Below are 17,500 nucleotides of genomic sequence, written 5' to 3'. Positions count from 1 at the left end.
GTCTACTATGAACCTGTCGCAGCTTCGCATCCTGATCGCCGTGGCCGAGGCCGGCAGCGTCTCCGCTGCCGTCGAGACCACCGGCATCACGCAATCCGGCATGAGCCAGGCGCTCGCAGCCCTCGAGGAATCTCTCGGCGCCAAGCTGCTGGTGCGCCAGCGGCACGGTGTTGCGCTCACGGCCTTGGGCGAGCGTGTGCTGCATCATGCCAAGGCCGTCGCGAGCCACCTGGACGCGATCCGCCGGGAGGCGCGCGCGTCGGGCGGCGACGAGACCGGATCGCTGCGCCTCGCCGCATTCCCCAGCGTCTTCGCGACGGTTCTGCCGCCGCTCCTGCGGCGGTTCCGGTCACGCTACCCCGAGATCGCGCTGGTGGCGCTCGAAACCGACGATCGCGAGGTGGAAACGTGGTTGGCCGAAGGGTCGGTCGATCTTGGTGTCGTTCTCAACCCGGCAGCCGACAGCGACGCGATCCTGCTCGGGCAGGATGCCTGGATCGCGCTGCTGCCTGCCGCTCACCCGCTCGCGCGGCACCGTGAGGTGACGTTCGATCGCCTTGCCTCCGAGCCGTTCGTGCTCGCGACCGGAGGATGCCACCTCCATGCCGGCGCGCTGATGCGCGCCGCCGGCCTGTCGCTCGCCGATATCCGCATCGAGGTCCGCGACTGGGCCAGTGCCATCGCGCTGGTGCGGGAGGGGGCCGGCGTCAGCATCGTCCCGGAATCGACGCTGCCCGAGAGCCGGAAGGGGCTGAGGGCCGTGGCCTTGGCGCCGGCCATCTCGCGGCGTTTCGGGCTTCGGGCGCCATCCACCCGGAGCCCGTCGCGCGCCGCGGCGCTGTTTCTCGATCTCGCGCGTCAGGCGTGAGTGACGGGCGCCGAGGTTTCAGCCTTCTTCTGCGGCCGGATCCGGTACCAGCCGACATAGAGCGCCGGGAGGAAGAACAGCGTCAGGAAGGTCGCCGCGATGATGCCGCCGATCATCGCGTAGGCCATCGGTCCCCAAAACACCTCGCGGGCGATCGGCACCATGCCGAGGCTCGCGGCCGCGGCGGTGAGCAGGATCGGGCGCATACGGTGGCAGGTCGCTTCCACCACCGCGTCCCACGGGCTCATCCCCTCGGCCTCGAACTCGTCGATCTGGGTGACGAGGATCACGGCGTTGCGGATGATGATGCCGATCAGCGCCAGGATGCCGAGGATCGCCACGAAGCCCATCGGTGCGCCCGACGGCAGCAGGGCCGCGACGACGCCGATCAGACCGAGCGGCGCGACGCTCGACACGAGGAAGAGCTTCTGGAGGCTCTGGAGCTGCACCATCAGGAAGAACGCCATCACCAGCAGCATCACCGGCACCACCGCGGCGATCGGGCCCTGGCCCTTGGCGCTCTCCTCCACCGCGCCACCGGTCGCGAGGTCGTAGCCGGCGGGAAGCTCCGAGCGGAACTGCGCCATGGCCGGTTCGAGGGCCGAGACGACCGTCGGCGGCTGGGTCGCGTCGGTGATGGCGGCGCGCACCGTGATGGTCGGCATCCGGTCGCGGCGCCAGACGATCGGCTGTTCGAGGTCGTAGTGGATCTTCGCGAAGGCGAGGAGCGGCACGGTCGCGCCGCCCGCGGTCGGCACCTGCAGGCTCTGGAGCGTGTCGACCGAGCGGCGCTCCGGACCCTGCGCCCGGCCGATCACGTCCACGAGGTAGATCGCGTCGCGGACCTGGGTGATCGTCGTGCCGCCGACCACCCCGTTGAGGATGCCGGCGATGTCCTGCGAGGTCACGCCGAGCTGGCGCGCCTTGTCCTGCAGGATCTCGACCAGCAGCACCTTGCCGGGCTCGTTCCAGTCGAAGGTCGGCAGGCCGACATGCGGGTTCTGCGCCACCACGTTGGCGAGCTTGAGGGCTTGCGCCCGCACCACCTGCAGGTCGGGGCCGCTGATCCGGTACTGGATCGGCCGGCCGACCGGGGGGCCGAGGTCGAGGGGATGGACGAACACGTCGGTGCCGACGAAGTCGCGCCGGGCCAGCTCGTTCAGCCGCGCCATGGTCCGGTCGCGGGCCTCCAGCGACACGGTCTCGATCACGATCTGACCGAAGAACGCGTTCTGGAGCTGCTGATCGAGGGGCAGGTAGAAGCGGATCGCGCCCTCGCCGACATAGGAGCTCCAGCGCTTGATCTCGGGGTCGCCCTTCAGGGCGGCCTCGAACGTGTCCATCTGCGCCTTCGTCTCACTGATGCTGGCATTCTGCGGCAGGGTCAGGTCGACCAGCACCTCGGGCCGGTCGGAGGAGGGGAAGAACTGCTGCTGCACGTGGCCCATGCCGACGATCGCGAGCGCCAGCATGCCGATGCAGACGGCCACGGTGATCCAGCGGAAGCGCATCGCCGGCAGCAGCAGGGCCCGGAAGGCGGCGAGCAGGCGGCTCGGCTTGTCGTGGTGGCCTTTCATGGTCTTCGGCAGGATCTTCACGCCGATCAGGGGCGCGAACAAGACCGCCACGACCCAGGAGACCAGCAGCGAGGCTGCGATCACCACGAACAGCGAGTAGGTGTACTCGCCCGCCGCCGAGCCGTTGAAGCCGATCGGCAGGAAGCCCGCGACGGTGACGAGCGTGCCGGTGAGCATCGGGAAGGCGGTCGAGGTGTAGGCGAAGGTCGCGGCCTTGTGCAGGCTGTCGCCGGCCTCCAGCCGCGCCACCATCATCTCGACGGTGATCATCGCGTCGTCGACGAGGAGGCCGAGCGCGATGATCAGCGCCCCGAGCGAGATGCGCTGCAGCGTGACCCCCATCACGTCCATGACGACGAAGACGATGGCGAGCACGAGCGGGATCGAGAACGAGACGACGAGGCCGGCCCGCACCCCGAGGCTCAGGAACGAGACGACGAGCACGATCACCACCGCCTCGACGAGGGCCTTGGTGAAGCCGCCGACCGCCTCCTCGACGATGCGCGGCTGGTCCGAGACGAGGTGGATGCCGACGCCCACCGGCAAGTCGGCCTCGACCTGACGCATCCGCGTCTTCAGGGCCTCGCCGAATTCGAGCAGGTTGCCGCTCTGCTGCATGGCGATGGCGAGCCCGATCGCCGGCTTGCCGTTGTAGCGGAAGAGCGACTTGGGCGGGTCGGCGTAGCCGCGCTCGATCTCGGCGACGTCCGAGAGGCGGAAGAAGCGGTCGTTGACCCGCAGGTTGATGGCCTTCAGGCTGTTCTCGTCGGTGAACTGGCCGCCGACGCGAACCGAGACCCGCTCCGGCCCGGCCTGGATCACGCCGGACGGCGCCACCGCGTTCTGCGCCTGCAGGCTCTTGATCAGTGACTGCGTGTCGACGCCGAGGCCGGCGAGCTTGCGGGTCGAGAAATCGAGGGAGATCACCTCGTCCTGAGCACCGATGATCTGGGTCTTGCCAATGCTCGGCACCTTGATGATGCGGGTGCGGACCGTCTCGACGTAGTCGCGCAGCTGGCGCATCGACAGGCCGTCGGCCGTGAAGGCGTAGACGTTGCCGAACACGTCGCCGAACTCGTCGTTGAAGAACGGGCCCTGCATGCCTTGCGGGAACGTGCCCTTGATGTCGCCGAGCCGCTTTCGCACCTGGTAGAACAACCACGGAATCGTCTTCGGCGGCGTCGTCTCGCGCAGGTTGACGAACACCGTCGCCTGGCCGGGCGTGGTGTAGCTTCTCGTGTAGTCGACCGCGTTGATCTGCTGCAGCTCCTTCTCGATCCGGTCGGTGACCTGGTCGAGGGTGTCGGCGATGGTGGCGCCGGGCCAGCTCGCCTGCACCACCATGGTCTTGATCGCGAAGGCCGGGTCCTCCTCGCGGCCGAGCTTGCGGTAGGACATCGCGCCGGCGACGATCGCCACGATCATCAGGAACCAGACGAAGGAGCGGTGCGACAGCGCCCATTCGGAGAGGTTGAACGACTTCATCGGGCGCGGCCTCGCGCTGGAACGGGGTGGATCGGCGGGCCGCGTCGGGCCGCGCGTCGGAGATTTCAGAGCAGACCGGAGGCCGCGAGGCGCACCGCCTGGCCGTCCTTGAGGCTGTGGACGCCGGCCGTCACCACGGTCTCGCCGGCCTTGAGCCCCTCAGTGAGCGTCACCGCGTCGTCGTCGCGCGCGACCACCGCGACGTCGCGGCGCGAGACCGTCTTGCCGTCTGGCGCGACCACCCAGACGCTGGTGCGGTTCTCGGCCTCGAGCAGAGCGGTCGCCGGCAGGGTGATGCGCGGTCGCGTGGGCCGCTCGAGCGCGACCGTGATGGTGGTGCCGAGCCGGAAGGCTTCGGGCAGGTCGACGAGCGTCATGCGCACCCGGCGGGTGCGGGTCGCCGGGTCGGCGAGCGGCCCGATCTCGCGCACTTTGCCGGTGGTGGTGATGCTCGGGGCGGCCTGCAGCGTCACGGTGAAGGCGGTGCCGGCCTTGATGCCGGCCATCAGCCCGTCCGGGATGTCGACCACGGCCTCGCGGATGTCGGGCCGGGCGAGGGTCACCACGGCCTGGCCGGCGCTCACCACCTGGCCGATCTCGGCGTTCCAGGCCGTCACCACCCCGTCGACATCGGCCTTCAAGGTGGCGTAGCCGAGTTCGTCGGTCGCCTTCTGCAAGGCGGCCTTGGCTTGGGCCAGGCGCGCCGCCGCGGTGTCGCGGCCCGCCACCGCGCTGTCGAGGGCGGCTTGCGTGACGTTGCCGCCCTCGAACAGGGTGCGCTGGCGCGCCTCGACGGCGCTGGTATTGGCGAGCTGCGCCTCGGCGTCGGTGACGTCGGCCCGCGCCCGGGTGACGGCGAATTGCAGCACCGTAGGATCGAGGGCGGCCAGCCGCGCGCCCTTCGGCACGAGGTCGCCGACATAGACGTCGCGGGCGACCATCCGGCCCGGCACCCGGAAGCCGGCCTGCGTCTGGTAGCGCGGCTCGACCGTGCCGGCGAAGGGGCCGAAGGTCTCGGCGGTGCGGATCTCGACCTTGGTGGTGAGGACCGGGCGCACCGGGGCCGGCGCCTCGGCCTCCTTTGCCTGGCAGCCCGCCAGGGCGACGAGGACGACGAGGGCGGGACCATGCTTCATTGGGCGTCCCCCCCGACCACAGCCACCTTCTGGCCGGGGCGCAGGAGCTGGATGCCGGCCACCACCACCCGCTCGCCCGGCGCGACGCCGTCCGCCAGCACGATGGCCGAGCCGGCATAGCGCTCGATCGCGACGGTCTTGGGCGCCACGGTGCCGCGTCCCGGATCGAGCACCCAGACCGCCGGCTTGTCCTGCCAGCGAAACAGCGCGCTCCAGGGCAGGCTCACCGAGGGCTTGGCCCGGAAGCGGCCGAGGCCCGCCACCGTGGCGCCGAGCGACATCTCCGGCGGCACCTTGGAGAGCCCGATCTTCACCCGCACGCCGCCGGAGGACGGATCGACCGCCGGCGAGATCTCCCGGACGGTACCGGTGGTGCGCACCCGCGGATCGGACAGGAGGATGATCTCGACGGTCTTGCTCTCCGGCGGCTCGGCGAGCAGCGTCTCGGAGACGATGAACACCGCGTCCCGCGGCCCGTCCTGGGCCAGGCTGAACACGGTCTGGCCCGATTGCACGACCTGGCCGGCCTCGGCGTTGCGCGCCGTGATGATGCCGGCGACCCCGGTCTTCAGCTCGGTGTAGGAGAATTGCTCGCGGGCATTGCCCAGGGCCGCCTTGGCCGATTCGACCGAGGCCTGGGTGGTGCGCAGGGTCTGCTCGGCCTGGTCGTAGGCGGTGCGGGTGGTGTAGCCGCTGCGCATCAGCGATTGCTGGCGCTCGAAGCTCACCTTCGCCTGGGTCAGCAGGGCCTCGGCCGAGGCGAGGGCGGCCTGCGCGGTGTCGACGTTGACCTGCTGCTCCTGCGGCTCGAGCCGGGCCAGCACCTGGTCGGCGGTGACGTGCTCGCCGACCTCGACCAGGCGCTCCTGGATCTTGCCGCTGACCCGGAAGGCGATGTTGCTCAGGAACTTGGCCTGGATGTCGCCGGTCAGCACGACCTGCTCGGCGACCGGCACGAGCGCGGCGGTGACCACCCGGACCTGGGCCAGGGAGGTATCTTTGGCCAGGGAAGAACCTTGCGCGCCGTCTCTCGGCGCCTCGTCCTTGGCCGGAAAGGGCGCCTCGGCGAGCGCCGGGCTCGCGAGGAGCAGGGCGGCCAGGCAGGCGGCGCCCCGTGGAACAGGGAAAGGTCTCATAAGGGTCGTGCGCACCGATCGGGCCTGCAGCCACGGTAACGTAGGGGGAGGATGAGCGGAAACAACGTGAAGGAGCGGCCGCGAGGGGGCGGATGCGGCCGCTCCTTCCAGATGCGGGCGTTCTCCTTGGGAGAGCACCCCGCATCTGTGAGGGCGCTCCGGCGATGTGCCGGGGCGAACCGGGAAAGGGGTGTCGTGTCAGAGCTGGCCGGGCGCGGCGAGGCAGGTGGCGCAGGACGCTGCCGGCTCAGGCCGGGTCCAGGCCAGCAGGCCGGCCCAGCCGGCGAGCGCGAAGAGCAGGAGCGCGATCGCGGAGAGCGGCACCTGCCGCGGCAGCAGCGGGCGGGCGGTCTCCACCGGCGGCGCGTGCAGGGCGAGGCCGTTCGGCAGGCGGGTGAACCCCGGCCGGCGCGGCGCGGTTTGGTGGGACAGGCACATCACCGTGCGGGCCATGGCGCGCTCCTTGAAGGCGACGCCTGCTTCGTACTAATAACTGACCAGGCAGTCAATAAGGTGCGAGATGGCAGTGGCAGGACAGCGCCGGCGGCGCAAGGAGGAGCGGCCCGGCGAGATCGTGGAGGCGGCGTTCGAGGAATTCGCTCGCGCCGGCTTCGCCGCGACCAAGCTCGACGACGTGGCGGCCCGCGCCGGCATCACCAAGGGCACGATCTACCTGTACTTCCCGAGCAAGGAGGACCTGTTCCTGGCGACCGTCCGCGAGATGAACCGGCCGGTGCAGGAGAACCTGGTCGCTCTCGCCGCCGCCCCGCAGGGCTCCGCGATGGCGATCCTGCGCACCCATTTCGCCTTCGTCTACACGCACATGGTCGAGGACCGGCGCGCTCGCGAGATCATGCGGATGCTGCTTGCCGAGGTGAGCCGCTTCCCCGACCTCGCCGACCGCTGGCGCGCCGAGGTGATTGGCCCGGCGGTGGACAACCTGCGCCGCGTGGTGCGCTACGGAATCGAGCGAGGCGAGTTCCGCCCCACGGCGGCCGAGGAGTTTCCCCACCTGCTCTTCGCCCCGGTCATCATGGCCTGCACCTGGCGGCTGATGTTCGGCGACGACCATGCGCTCGACGGTGCGGCGTATCTGGCCGGGCACCTGGACCTGATGGAGCGGGGGCTGGCGCGGGGGGAGGGGTGAGCGGGGGAGCCCCGGTTCCGGTTTGCGAGCGCAGACCTTTCCGCGGGATGCTTTTTCAGGATCAGGCGCGGTCCCCCCTCTCCCATACGGGAGAGGGGGGACCTGCGCCTCTTCTCTGACTCTTCAGACCTTCAGTGAGCGGGACAGGCGGCGCCCCTCACTCCGCCGCCGTCGCCATCACCGCCTCCGGATCGCGGAACCGCGCGAGCAACGCCGCTTCCTCCGCCTGCACCGTCGCCAGGTTCTTCGCTTTCACCGGGCCGTAGCCGCGGATGCGCTGAGGCAGGCCGGCGAGGCCGACCGCCGCGGCGTGGTTCGCCGGCGTGAGATCCCGGGCGATCTCGGCCATCCGGGCCTCGAAGTCCTGCACCAGGCGCCGCTCCTCGCGCCGCTCCTGCGTGTAGCCGAACGGGTCGAGGGCGGTGCCGCGCAAGGCCTTCATCCGGGCGAGGACGCCGAACGCCTTCATCATCCACGGCCCGAAGGTCATCTTGCGCGGTCGGCCGGTCGCCGGGTCGCGGCGGGCGAGCAGCGGCGGCGCGAGATGAAACTCGTAGCGGAGATTCTCGCCCTCGAAGGTGCGCGCGACCTGCGCCTGGAACGTGCCGTCGGTGTAGAGCCGGGCGACCTCGTACTCGTCCTTGTAGGCCATCAGCCGGAACAGCGAACGGGCGGCGGCATCGGTGAGGGCCGACTGGCCGGGGATGATCGCCGCCTCCCGCGCCCGCAGGGCGGCGACGGCCCTCTCGTAGCGCGCGGCGTAGGCGGCGTCCTGGTAGGCGGTGAGGAAGGCGATGCGCTTGGCGATCACCCCGTCGAGATCCGGCGCCAGATCCGGGGCCGGGGCCTCGACCGCCCGCATCGTCTCGGGGGAAGCTGCGGCGCGACGGCCCCAGGCGAAGGCCGCGACGTTCATCGCCACCGCCTCGCGGTTGAGCTCGATCGCCTTGAGGAGGGCTTCTCGCGAGAGCGGCACCCGCCCGCGCTGCCAGGCATAGCCCAGCATGAACATGTTGGCGGCGAGCGCATTGCCGAGCACCGAGACCGCGAGGCTCGTGGCGTCGGTGAAGTCGGCGTGCTCCGCGCCCGCGGCCTCGCGGATCGCCCGCTTGATCCGCTCCGCCGGCAGGGAGAAGTCGGGCCGGCGGGTGAACTCGCCCGGCATCACCTCGGCGGTATTGACGACGAGGTGAGTGCGGCCCTTCGCGATCGCCGACAGCACCTTGCGGTTGCCGCTGACCACGAGGTCGCAGCCCAGCACCAGATCGGCGGCGCCCGCTCCGACCCGGATGGCGTGGATGTCCTCCTGGCGGTTCGCCAGCCGCACGTGGCTGAACACCGCGCCGCCCTTCTGGGCGAGGCCGGCCATGTCGATCATCCCGAGGCCCTTGCCCTCGAGATGCGCCGCCATGCCGAGGATCGCCCCGATCGTCACCACGCCGGTGCCGCCGACGCCGGTGACGATCAGGTTGTAGGTGCCGGCGATCTCCGGGATCGTCGGCTCGGGCAGACCGGCATCCGGTGCCGCGTCGCTGGCAGCAATCGGGATTCCGACCGGTCTGCTGCGGGGTTTCGCGCCGTGCACCGTCACGAAGGACGGGCAAAAACCCTTCACGCAGGAAAAGTCCTTGTTGCAGCCCGACTGGTCGATGCGGCGCTTGCGGCCGAACTCGGTCTCGACCGGCTGCACCGCGACGCAGTTCGACTGCACCGAGCAATCGCCGCAGCCCTCGCAGACCAGCTCGTTGATGATCACCCTTTTGTCGGGGTCGGGGAACGCGTTGCGCTTGCGCCGGCGGCGCTTCTCGGAGGCGCAGGTCTGGTCGTAGATCATCACCGAGACGCCCGGCACCTCGGCCAGCTCCCGCTGCACCGCGTCGAGTTCATCGCGGTGGTGGATCGATAACCCGTGCGGCCATTGAATTGTCGAGGGGTACTTGTCCGGCTCGTCGGTGACGAGGGCGATGCGCTCGACGCCCTCCGCCCGAACCTGGGCGGCGATGCGGTCGACGGTGAGCCCGCCCTCGTGCGGCTGGCCGCCGGTCATCGCGACGGCGTCGTTGAACAGGATCTTGTAGGTGATGGTGGTGCCGGTATCGACCGCCCAGCGGAGCGCCAGCGAGCCCGAGTGGTTGTAGGTGCCGTCGCCGAGATTCTGGAAGACGTGGCCGCGCTTGGAGAAGGCATGTTCGCCGATCCAGTTCGCGCCCTCGCCGCCCATCTGGGTGAAGCCGTCGGTGCTGCGGTCCATCCACTGCGCCATGTAGTGGCAGCCGATGCCCGCATAGGCGCGCATGCCCTCCGGCACCTTGGTCGAGGAATTGTGCGGGCAGCCGGCGCAGAAATGCGGGATCCGCGCCGCGATGTCGGCGGTGGCGGCCAGCCGCTCCTGCGCGCCTTTCAGCCGCGCGACGCGCCCCGCGAGGTCGTCGTTGCGGTGGTAGCGCAGCAGGCGCTCGCCGAGCGCCACCGCGATGTCGTTGGGGTCGAGCGCCCCCTTCACGGGGAAGAGCCAGTTCCCCGCCTCGTCGCGCTTGCCGATGCAGACCGGCTGGTGGCGCGATCCGTACAGCTCCTCGCGCAGCTGCACCTCGATCAGCGAGCGCTTCTCCTCCACCACCATCACGAGGTCGAGGCCGTCCGCGAAGTCGGCCAGTTCCCGGCGCGACAAGGGCCACGGGCACGCGACCTTGTAGAGGCGCAGGCCCATGTCGTTGGCCTTGACCTCGTCGAGGCCGAGATCGTCCATCGCCTGGCGCACGTCGAGATAGGACTTGCCAACGGTGATGATGCCGACCTTCGGCTGGCGCCCGCCCGAGAGCACGATGCGGTTGAGATTGTTGGCGCGCACGAAGGCCATCATCGCGTCGCGCTTGAAGTCCTGGAGGCGGGCCTCCTGCTCCAGGATGCCGTCCGGCGTGCGGATGTTGAGCCCGCCCGGCGGCATCAGGAAATCGTCGGGCAAAAGAATCTTCACCCGGTCGAGGCGGGCGTCCACGCTCGCGGTCGACTCGATGTTCTCCTTCACGCACTTGAAGGCGACCCAGGTGCCGCAATAGCGGCTCATCGCGTAGCCGTAGAGGCCGTAATCCAGGATCTCCTGCACGCCCGCCGGGTTCAGGATCGGCGACATGACGTCGACGAAGTGGAACTCGGACTGGTGCGCGACGGTGGAGGATTCCGCCGTGTGGTCGTCGCCCATCAGCGCCAGCACGCCGCCGTGGCGCGCGGTGCCGGCCATGTTGGCGTGGCGAAACACGTCGCCGGAGCGGTCGACGCCGGGGCCCTTGCCGTACCAGAGGCCGAACACGCCGTCGTAGCGGCCCTCGCCCCGCATCTCGGCCTGCTGCGCGCCCCAGATCGCGGTCGCGGCCAGTTCCTCGTTGAGGCCGGGCTGAAAGACGATGCCGGCCTGGTCCAGGACCTTCTTCGCCCGCACCAGGTTCTGGTCGAGCCCGCCGATCGGCGAGCCGCGATAGCCGGAGACGAAGCCCGCGGTGTTGAGCCCCGCCGCCCGGTCACGGGCCTGCTGCATCAAGAGCATCCGGATCACGGCTTGCGTGCCGGTGACGAAGACCTGATCGCGGGAGAGGTCGTACTTGTCGTCGAGGCTGACCGACCGAAGGGACGGGGTGGTCGCGGGCGAGCCCATCGCGTGTTCCTCCTCCTCGCGCGGTGGGGGCCGGTTCCTCCAGCCTCTCGGGACCACGCTGATTAAGTCAGGAATGCTGACATTTCCGGCCGGCCCCGTCAACGCGGCCTGGAGGCATTCCAGGCTGTCGTGGATTCGTCGCGGTACAGCTTGGTCAGAGTCGCACGTTGGACGTCAATTTGCTCCCGGACGGTCTCTCCAGAAATCTCCCCTTTCCCGGACGACTGGAGCGAAGCGGAGGGAGATCCGGGATCCAGCACAAAAACTCGCGAAGCGTCCGCTTGTCTGCGACGTTGAAAAGATAGAGCCGCTTCGCGGCACTTTCTGTGCTGGATCCCGGATCTCCTTCCGCTGACGCTGCAGTCGTCCGGGAAAGGGGGTGGCCGACGACGCACCGCAAGCCTGCCTTCGACGTCTCAGGTGCCTTGCCGGCCTCCCGCTTTCGCGGCATCACCGCTCACCCCGGCGGGCATCCCGCCCGCGCCAGACCGGAAGCCCCCGCGATGATCCGCCCCGACATCCTCGCCGCGATCGGCGGCACGCCCTTGATCCGCCTCAAGCGCGCCTCGGAGGAGACCGGCTGCACCATCCTGGGCAAGGCCGAGTTCATGAATCCGGGCCAGTCGGTCAAGGACCGCGCCGCCCTGTTCATGGTCGAGGCCGCCGAGCGCGCCGGCACCCTGCGGCCCGGCGGCACCATCGTCGAGGGCACGGCGGGCAATACCGGCATTGGGCTCGCCCTCGTCGGCGCGGCGCGGGGCTACCGCACCGTGATCGTGATCCCGGAGACCCAGTCGGCGGAGAAGAAGCAGGCCCTGCGGCTGGCCGGGGCCGACCTCGTCGAGGTGCCGGCGGTGCCGTTTTCCAACCCCAACAACTACGTGAAGGTCGCCGGCCGCCTCGCCGCGCGCCTCGCCACGACCGAGCCCGGCGGCGCCTTCTTCGCCGACCAGTTCGACAATCTCGCCAACCGCGAGGCCCATATCGCGACGACCGGCCCGGAGATCTGGGAGGCGACCGGCGGACAGGTCGACGGCTTCATCTGCGCCGCCGGTACCGGCGGCACGCTCGCCGGCACCGCGGCGGCTTTGCGCGCCCGCAACCCGGACGTGACGATCGGGCTCGCCGATCCCGACGGCTCGGCGCTCCATCCCTTCTACGCCACCGGCGAGCTGAAGGCGTCGGGGACCTCGATCACCGAAGGCATCGGCCAGGGCCGCATCACCGGCAACCTCGACGGCTTCCGGCCTGACGTGTCCTACGCGATTCCCGATACGGAGGCGCTGCCGCTGGTCTTCGGCCTCCTGGAGGAGGAGGGGCTGTGCCTCGGCGGCTCGTCGGGCATCAACGTGGCGGGGGCGATCCGCCTCGCCCGCCATCTCGGCCCCAGCCACACGATCGTGACGATCCTGTGCGATTACGGCACCCGCTACGCCTCGAAGCTGTTCGACCCGGGCTTCCTGCGCGCCCGCGACCTGCCGGTGCCGCACTGGCTCGCGAGCCCGCGGACGATCGATCCGGGACTCGTGGCCTGAGCGCATCACGAAAATTTTTCCGGCCCGTCACGGCCAAGATTCCCGGCCGGTGTGACCGAGGTGAGACGGCCCGGAGCGGGCGCCGTCGTCGTCCCTCCGCGCCGGATCGACTTTCGTCGCCGGGCCGCGTCGCGGTTTCGGCGATCCGGCCCGGCGATGACGGCCGGGTTTGAGCCCGCCTGATCCTGGGCGCCCGGCCGAACAGCATTCCATAACGCCAACCGGCCGCCGTCGAATGCCGGGCCGGGAGGCCGTTCGTCCTCCCGACAACTCCAATTCATCCATCGCGCTGGAACTGTATTGCCTGCCCATTTTCATGGGATGAGCCAAGCACAGGCCCGTCCGCGACCCTGTCGATCGCCTCGTTAACCACTTGTTAACCATGGTTGTCCAGCTTTTCCCCTGTCGCAAGAACAAACACGCCCGGGGGCCCTCGTCACCAGGAGGAACAGCAGCATGGCGCCAGCGACCACACTCGCGGAGGCCGAGCGCAAGCTCGTCATCGAGACCCTCATCCGTTGCCGCGGCAACCGGACCCACGCCGCCAAGATGCTCGGCATCTCGGTCCGCACGGTGCGCAACCGGATCGCGGAGTACAGGAGGATCGGCGTCTGCCTGCCGATCTACCGCGACGTCGTCTGGTCCGACTGGCCGGAGGGGGATTACTCGCCGGAAGAGGCCGGTTTGCTCACGGCGCCGGCCGAGCTGGGGGCCTGACGGGGCTTCCTCGGCGTTCGCGCGGCCGGCCGTCCCGTCTCAGGCCGCGCCGTGCACGCTCCCGTCCGCCACCTGCACGAGGTCGGCCCGCTCGCCCAGCTCGCCGAACAGGACCGGGTCGGCCCCGGTCATCCAGACCTGGCCCGGCAGAGCTTCCAATGCGTCGAACAGGCCGGCGCGGCGGCGGGGATCGAGATGGGCCGCGACCTCGTCGAGAAGCACCAGGGGGCTGAGCCCGCTCATCCCGGTGACGAGGCGGGCATGGGCCAGCACCAGGCCGATCAGCAGCGCCTTCTGCTCGCCGGTCGAGGCGGTGGCGGCGGGCACGTCCTTCGGGCCGTGGCGCACCACGAGGTCGGAGGCCTGGGGGCCGGCGAGCGTCCGGCCGGCGGCGCGGTCGCGAAACCGGTTCTGGCGCAGGGTCGCGCGGTAGCGGTCCTCCGCATCGACCGCGGGCCAGACCGCCACGAGGTCGTCGATGTCGCCCTCCAGCCGCACCCCGGCCCAGGGGAAGGGCGAGGCCTCGTCGCGGGTCGACAGGATGAGGCTGTCGAGGCGCTCCACCGTCTCGCGGCGCGCCAGCGCCACCGCGACGGCCAGTTCCGCCACCTCGCGCTCGACGGCGTCGAGCCACGGGCCGTCGTCTGGCCGCTCCTCCAGCAGGCGGTTGCGCGAGCGCAGCGCCCGCTCCATCGCGCTCACCCGGGCGCCGTGGCCGGCATCGACGGCGAGCACCAGCCGGTCGAGGAAGCGGCGCCGGTCGCCGGCGGGGCCGCGGAACAGCGCGTCGAGGTCGGGGGTGAGCCAGACCACCCGCACCTGCTCGGCGAAGGCGGTGGGGGAGGGGGCGGTGGCCCCGTCGATGCGGCAGAGCCGGCCGCCGCGCTCCTCGCGCCCCCGCGGCGGCTCCCAGGCGGTGCCGATGCGGTGGTCGCCGCTCGGGCCCTCCACGGTCAGGGAGACCGCGAAGCCGCCCGCCCCGCCTTCGCGCGCCATCACGGAAAAATCGGCCCGGCGCAGGCCCCGGCCGGGGGCGAACAGCGACAGGGCCTCCAGGATGTTGGTCTTCCCGGCCCCGTTCTCGCCCACCAGCGCGACGAAGCGGCGGCCGACCGCGAGGTCGAGGTCGGCGTGGTTGCGGAAGTCGCGGGCGATCAGGCGGGTGACGCGCAGGGCGGTGGGCTCGGTCATCCCCGGGCCATATCACAGGTCGGGGCGCTGGCCGGCGGTGGTGCGCGCTTTTCGGCCTGCCTCATCCCAACCGCGACCTCATCCTGAGGTGCCCACGTGAGTGGGCCTCGAAGGAGAGATCCAGGGATCGCAGAGGCTTCTGGAGCCCTCCTTCGAGGTCAGTCGGTCGTCGATCGATTGACCCCTCAGGATGAGGTTGTGGGTAGGAGAGACGATAACTCTGCCGAAAACCCGGAACTTGCAGGAGCGGGCTCCCCTCACACCCGCATCGGCATCAGCACGTAGAGCGCCGGCGCGCCCTCGCGGTCCTGGATCACCGTCGGCGAGCCCGGATCGGCGAGGCGGAACAGGGCGGTGTCGCCGTCGAGCTGCGCCGTGATGTCGAGGAGGTAGCGGGCATTGAAGCCGATATCGAGCGGGCCGGATTCGTAATCGACGTCGAGCTCCTCGGTCGCCGAGCCCGAATCCGGGTTGTTGACCGAGAGCGACAGGCGCCCGTCGGTCATGGCGAGCTTCACCGCCCGGCCGCGCTCGGAGGAGATGGTCGAGACGCGGTCGACCGCCTTGGCGAACTGGTCGCGCTCCACCGTCAGGCGCTTGTCGTTGCCGGTCGGGATGACGCGCTGGTAGTCCGGGAAGGTGCCGTCGATGAGCTTCGAGATCAGGGTGACGCCCGACGAGAAGCTGAACCGCACCTTGGCGGAGGAAATCTCGACGCCGACGGTCTCGCCGCCATCCTCGACGAGCTTCTGGATCTCGGCCACGGCCTTGCGCGGCACGATGATGCCCGGCATGCCGCCGCTGCCCTCCGGCGCCTCCATCTGGACCCGGGCGAGGCGGTGGCCGTCGGTGGCGACGGCGCGCAGCTTGAGCGAGCCTTCCGCCTCGATGGTGTGGAAGAAGATGCCGTTGAGGTAGTAGCGCGTCTCCTCGGTGGAGATCGCGAACTGGGTCTTGTCGATCAGGCGCTTGAGGTCGACGGCCGGCAGCTCGAAGCGGTACGGCAGCTCGCCGGCGGCGAGATCGGGGAAATCGGCCTCGGGCAGGGCGCCGAGGGTGAAGCGCGAGCGGCCGGAGCGGATCAGCATCTGGCCGGTCTCGCCGCTGGTCTCCAGCGAGACCTGGGCGCCGTCGGGCAGCTTGCGCACGATGTCGTAGATGACGTGGGCCGGCACCGTGATGGCGCCGCCGTCGACCACGTCGGCGGGGATCGTCTCGGTCACCTCGATGTCGAGGTCGGTGGCCTTGAGCTGGAGGCCGTCCGGCCCGGAGCGCAGCAGCACGTTCGACAGGATCGGGATCGTGTTGCGCCGCTCCACGACGCGGTGCACGTGGCCGAGCGACCGAAGGAGGGCCGCGCGCTCGACGGTGACTTTCATCAGGGTGATCCGTGTCTCGTACGACCGGCCTCCGCGAAGGCCGGCAAAGGCAAAAGTTGCCCCGTGCACGCACGGGACCGGAACTTTGGCGAAGCCGCATCCCGAAGGCAAGCCGGCGGCGGACGGCGCGGTCGCGCGCTCCTCTGCCGCCTGTGCAGGACTCCGTGGAGAAGAGCCCCGAGATCAATCCTGGAGCATGCGCTTCAGGAGCTCGACCTCGTCGCAGAGCGCCGTGTCCTCGCCGATCGCCTTCTCGATCTTGCGCACCGCGTGCAGCACCGTGGTGTGGTCGCGCCCGCCGAAGCGGCGGCCGATCTCCGGCAGGGAGCGCAGGGTCAGCACCTTCGAGAGGTACATGGCGATCTGGCGCGGCTTGACCACCGCGGCGGTGCGGCGCTCGGAGAGGATGTCGGAGCGCGAGACGTTGTAGCGGCTCGCCACCAGCTTCTGGATGTCCTCGATCTTGACCCGCTTCGGCTCGCGGTTCTTCACGAGGTCGCGGATCGCCGTCTCGGCGGTGTCGAGGGTGACGGGAGCCCCGGTCAGCGTCGCGTGGGCGAGCAGCCGGTTGACCGCGCCTTCGAGGTCGCGGCCGTTGGCGGTGATGGCCTTGGCGACGTACTCGGCCACCGCCGGGCCGACCTCGAAGGCCGGATGCGAGGCCCGCACCGCTTCGAGACGCGATTGCAGGATCGAGGCGCGCAGGGCCTCGTCGAGGGTGCCGATCTCGACCACGAGGCCGCCGGCGAGGCGCGAGCGCACCCGCTCGTCGAGAGCCTCCAGCTCGGTCGGCGGCCGGTCGGCCGCCACCACCACCTGGCGCCCGGCATCGATGAGGGCGTTGAGGGTGTGGCCGAACTCGGCCTGGATCGAGCGGCCCTGGATGAACTGCACGTCGTCGAGGATCAGGACGTCGATCGCCCGCAGCTTCTCCTTGAAGGCCAGCGCGCTCTGAGTCTTCAGCGCGTTGACGAAGCCGTACATGAAGCGGTCGGCGGTGAGGTAGATCACCCGCCGTCCGGCCTGCTTCACCGCGTGGCCGATGCCGTGCAGAAGGTGTGTTTTCCCGAGGCCCACGCCGGCATGGAAGTAGAGCGGGTTGTAGAGCGCCGGGCCACCGTCGTGCCGGGCGACCCGCTCGGCGGCGGCATGCGCCAGCGCGTTCGAGCGGCCGACCACGAAGCTCTCGAAGGTCAGGCGTGCGTCGAGGGGTGCGCCGCCGAGATCGCCCTCGGGGGCAGTTCCGCGGGCGGTGCGCTCGGGCTCGGAGGCCTCCGGGGCGGGGCTGGTGGGGCTCGCGGCCGGGCGCGGACTCGGGACGGGCTTCGTCAGCGCCGCGGCGCCGGGACGGGCGGGCGCCATCGCGCCGCGCACCCCGACCTCCAGGCTCTCGATGCCGTCGGCCTCGCTGCGGAAGGTGGCGAGCACCCGGTCGAGGTAGTGCGACTCGATCCAGCTCTTCAGGAACCGGGTCGGCACCGTCAGGCGGGCGACGCCGCCGGAGACCTCCTGCAATTCGAGCCGGGCGAACCAGCTCGCGAACACGTCCTCGCCGAGTTCCGCCCGCAGGCGGCGCTTCACCCGTTGCCAGGCTCCCGTGATTTCGCCCCGGCCGTCATCGCCGTTGCCGCCACGGCCGGAGCCGACCCCTTCCGCCAAGCTGCCGTCCACACGCAT

The 17,500-nt window shown here is 70.4% G+C and carries 12 protein-coding genes (1 of these 12 cut by a window edge); 4 read left to right on the top strand and 8 right to left on the bottom strand.

The window, feature by feature from the left end; translation table 11 throughout:
* Window positions 1-868, top strand: the 3' portion of a protein-coding gene (locus tag DK412_RS00060) for a LysR family transcriptional regulator (protein WP_109970278.1). 56 nt of this gene lie to the left of the window's left edge; the window shows 868 of its 924 coding nt (coding positions 57-924); its start codon lies off the left edge, out of view; its stop codon occupies window positions 866-868.
* Here DK412_RS00060 and DK412_RS00055 read toward each other — a convergent pair.
* From DK412_RS00055 to DK412_RS29890, 4 genes are all read right to left on the bottom strand, one after another.
* On the bottom strand, window positions 859-3,930 hold the full coding sequence (locus tag DK412_RS00055; RefSeq protein ID WP_109970277.1) for an efflux RND transporter permease subunit: 3,072 nt from the start codon (window positions 3,928-3,930) through the stop codon (window positions 859-861). The two genes, DK412_RS00060 and DK412_RS00055, sit on opposite strands and share 10 nt — an antisense overlap.
* Before the next feature lie 65 nt (window positions 3,931-3,995).
* Window positions 3,996-5,066, bottom strand: coding sequence for an efflux RND transporter periplasmic adaptor subunit (locus tag DK412_RS00050; RefSeq protein ID WP_109970276.1), 1,071 nt, complete (start codon window positions 5,064-5,066; stop codon window positions 3,996-3,998).
* A complete protein-coding gene (locus DK412_RS00045) occupies window positions 5,063-6,202 on the bottom strand; it encodes an efflux RND transporter periplasmic adaptor subunit (protein ID WP_109970275.1) in 1,140 nt (379 codons plus the stop codon). Before DK412_RS00045 ends, DK412_RS00050 begins: the two co-directional genes overlap by 4 nt.
* A 198-nt stretch (window positions 6,203-6,400) precedes the next feature.
* On the bottom strand, window positions 6,401-6,655 hold the full coding sequence (locus DK412_RS29890) for a hypothetical protein (protein WP_162596058.1): 255 nt from the start codon (window positions 6,653-6,655) through the stop codon (window positions 6,401-6,403).
* Between the two features lie 67 nt (window positions 6,656-6,722).
* On the opposite strand from DK412_RS29890, the gene DK412_RS00035 reads away from it, so the two are divergent.
* Window positions 6,723-7,349: a TetR/AcrR family transcriptional regulator gene (locus DK412_RS00035; RefSeq protein ID WP_109970273.1), complete on the top strand. Its 627-nt coding sequence runs from the start codon at window positions 6,723-6,725 to the stop codon at window positions 7,347-7,349.
* Between the two features lie 157 nt (window positions 7,350-7,506).
* Here DK412_RS00035 and DK412_RS00030 read toward each other — a convergent pair whose 3' ends face one another.
* Window positions 7,507-11,001, bottom strand: coding sequence for an indolepyruvate ferredoxin oxidoreductase family protein (locus DK412_RS00030; protein WP_109970272.1), 3,495 nt, complete (start codon window positions 10,999-11,001; stop codon window positions 7,507-7,509).
* 503 nt (window positions 11,002-11,504) lie between these two features.
* Between DK412_RS00030 and DK412_RS00025 the strand changes: the two genes are divergently transcribed.
* Complete coding sequence (locus DK412_RS00025) at window positions 11,505-12,536, top strand: cysteine synthase A (protein ID WP_109970271.1); 1,032 nt, start codon at window positions 11,505-11,507, stop codon at window positions 12,534-12,536.
* Between the two features lie 456 nt (window positions 12,537-12,992).
* Window positions 12,993-13,253: a helix-turn-helix domain-containing protein gene (locus tag DK412_RS00020; protein ID WP_109970270.1), complete on the top strand. Its 261-nt coding sequence runs from the start codon at window positions 12,993-12,995 to the stop codon at window positions 13,251-13,253.
* A gap of 39 nt (window positions 13,254-13,292) precedes the next feature.
* Here the strand turns inward: DK412_RS00020 and recF are convergent, their stop codons facing one another.
* From recF to dnaA, 3 genes are all read right to left on the bottom strand, one after another.
* Window positions 13,293-14,444, bottom strand: coding sequence for a DNA replication/repair protein RecF (gene recF / locus DK412_RS00015; protein ID WP_109970269.1), 1,152 nt, complete (start codon window positions 14,442-14,444; stop codon window positions 13,293-13,295).
* A 257-nt stretch (window positions 14,445-14,701) separates the two neighbouring features.
* A complete protein-coding gene (dnaN, locus tag DK412_RS00010; RefSeq protein ID WP_109970268.1) occupies window positions 14,702-15,823 on the bottom strand; it encodes a DNA polymerase III subunit beta in 1,122 nt (373 codons plus the stop codon).
* Between the two features lie 183 nt (window positions 15,824-16,006).
* The gene (gene dnaA, locus DK412_RS00005) at window positions 16,007-17,500 is read right to left on the bottom strand and encodes a chromosomal replication initiator protein DnaA (RefSeq protein ID WP_109970267.1); all 1,494 of its coding nucleotides are present in this window, start codon (window positions 17,498-17,500) and stop codon (window positions 16,007-16,009) included.

This window comes from Methylobacterium sp. 17Sr1-1 (genome assembly GCF_003173775.1).
Lineage (GTDB): Bacteria > Pseudomonadota > Alphaproteobacteria > Rhizobiales > Beijerinckiaceae > Methylobacterium.
Note: the sequence above shows the minus strand (reverse complement) of the source record. Positions and strands in the feature narration are given on the sequence as shown.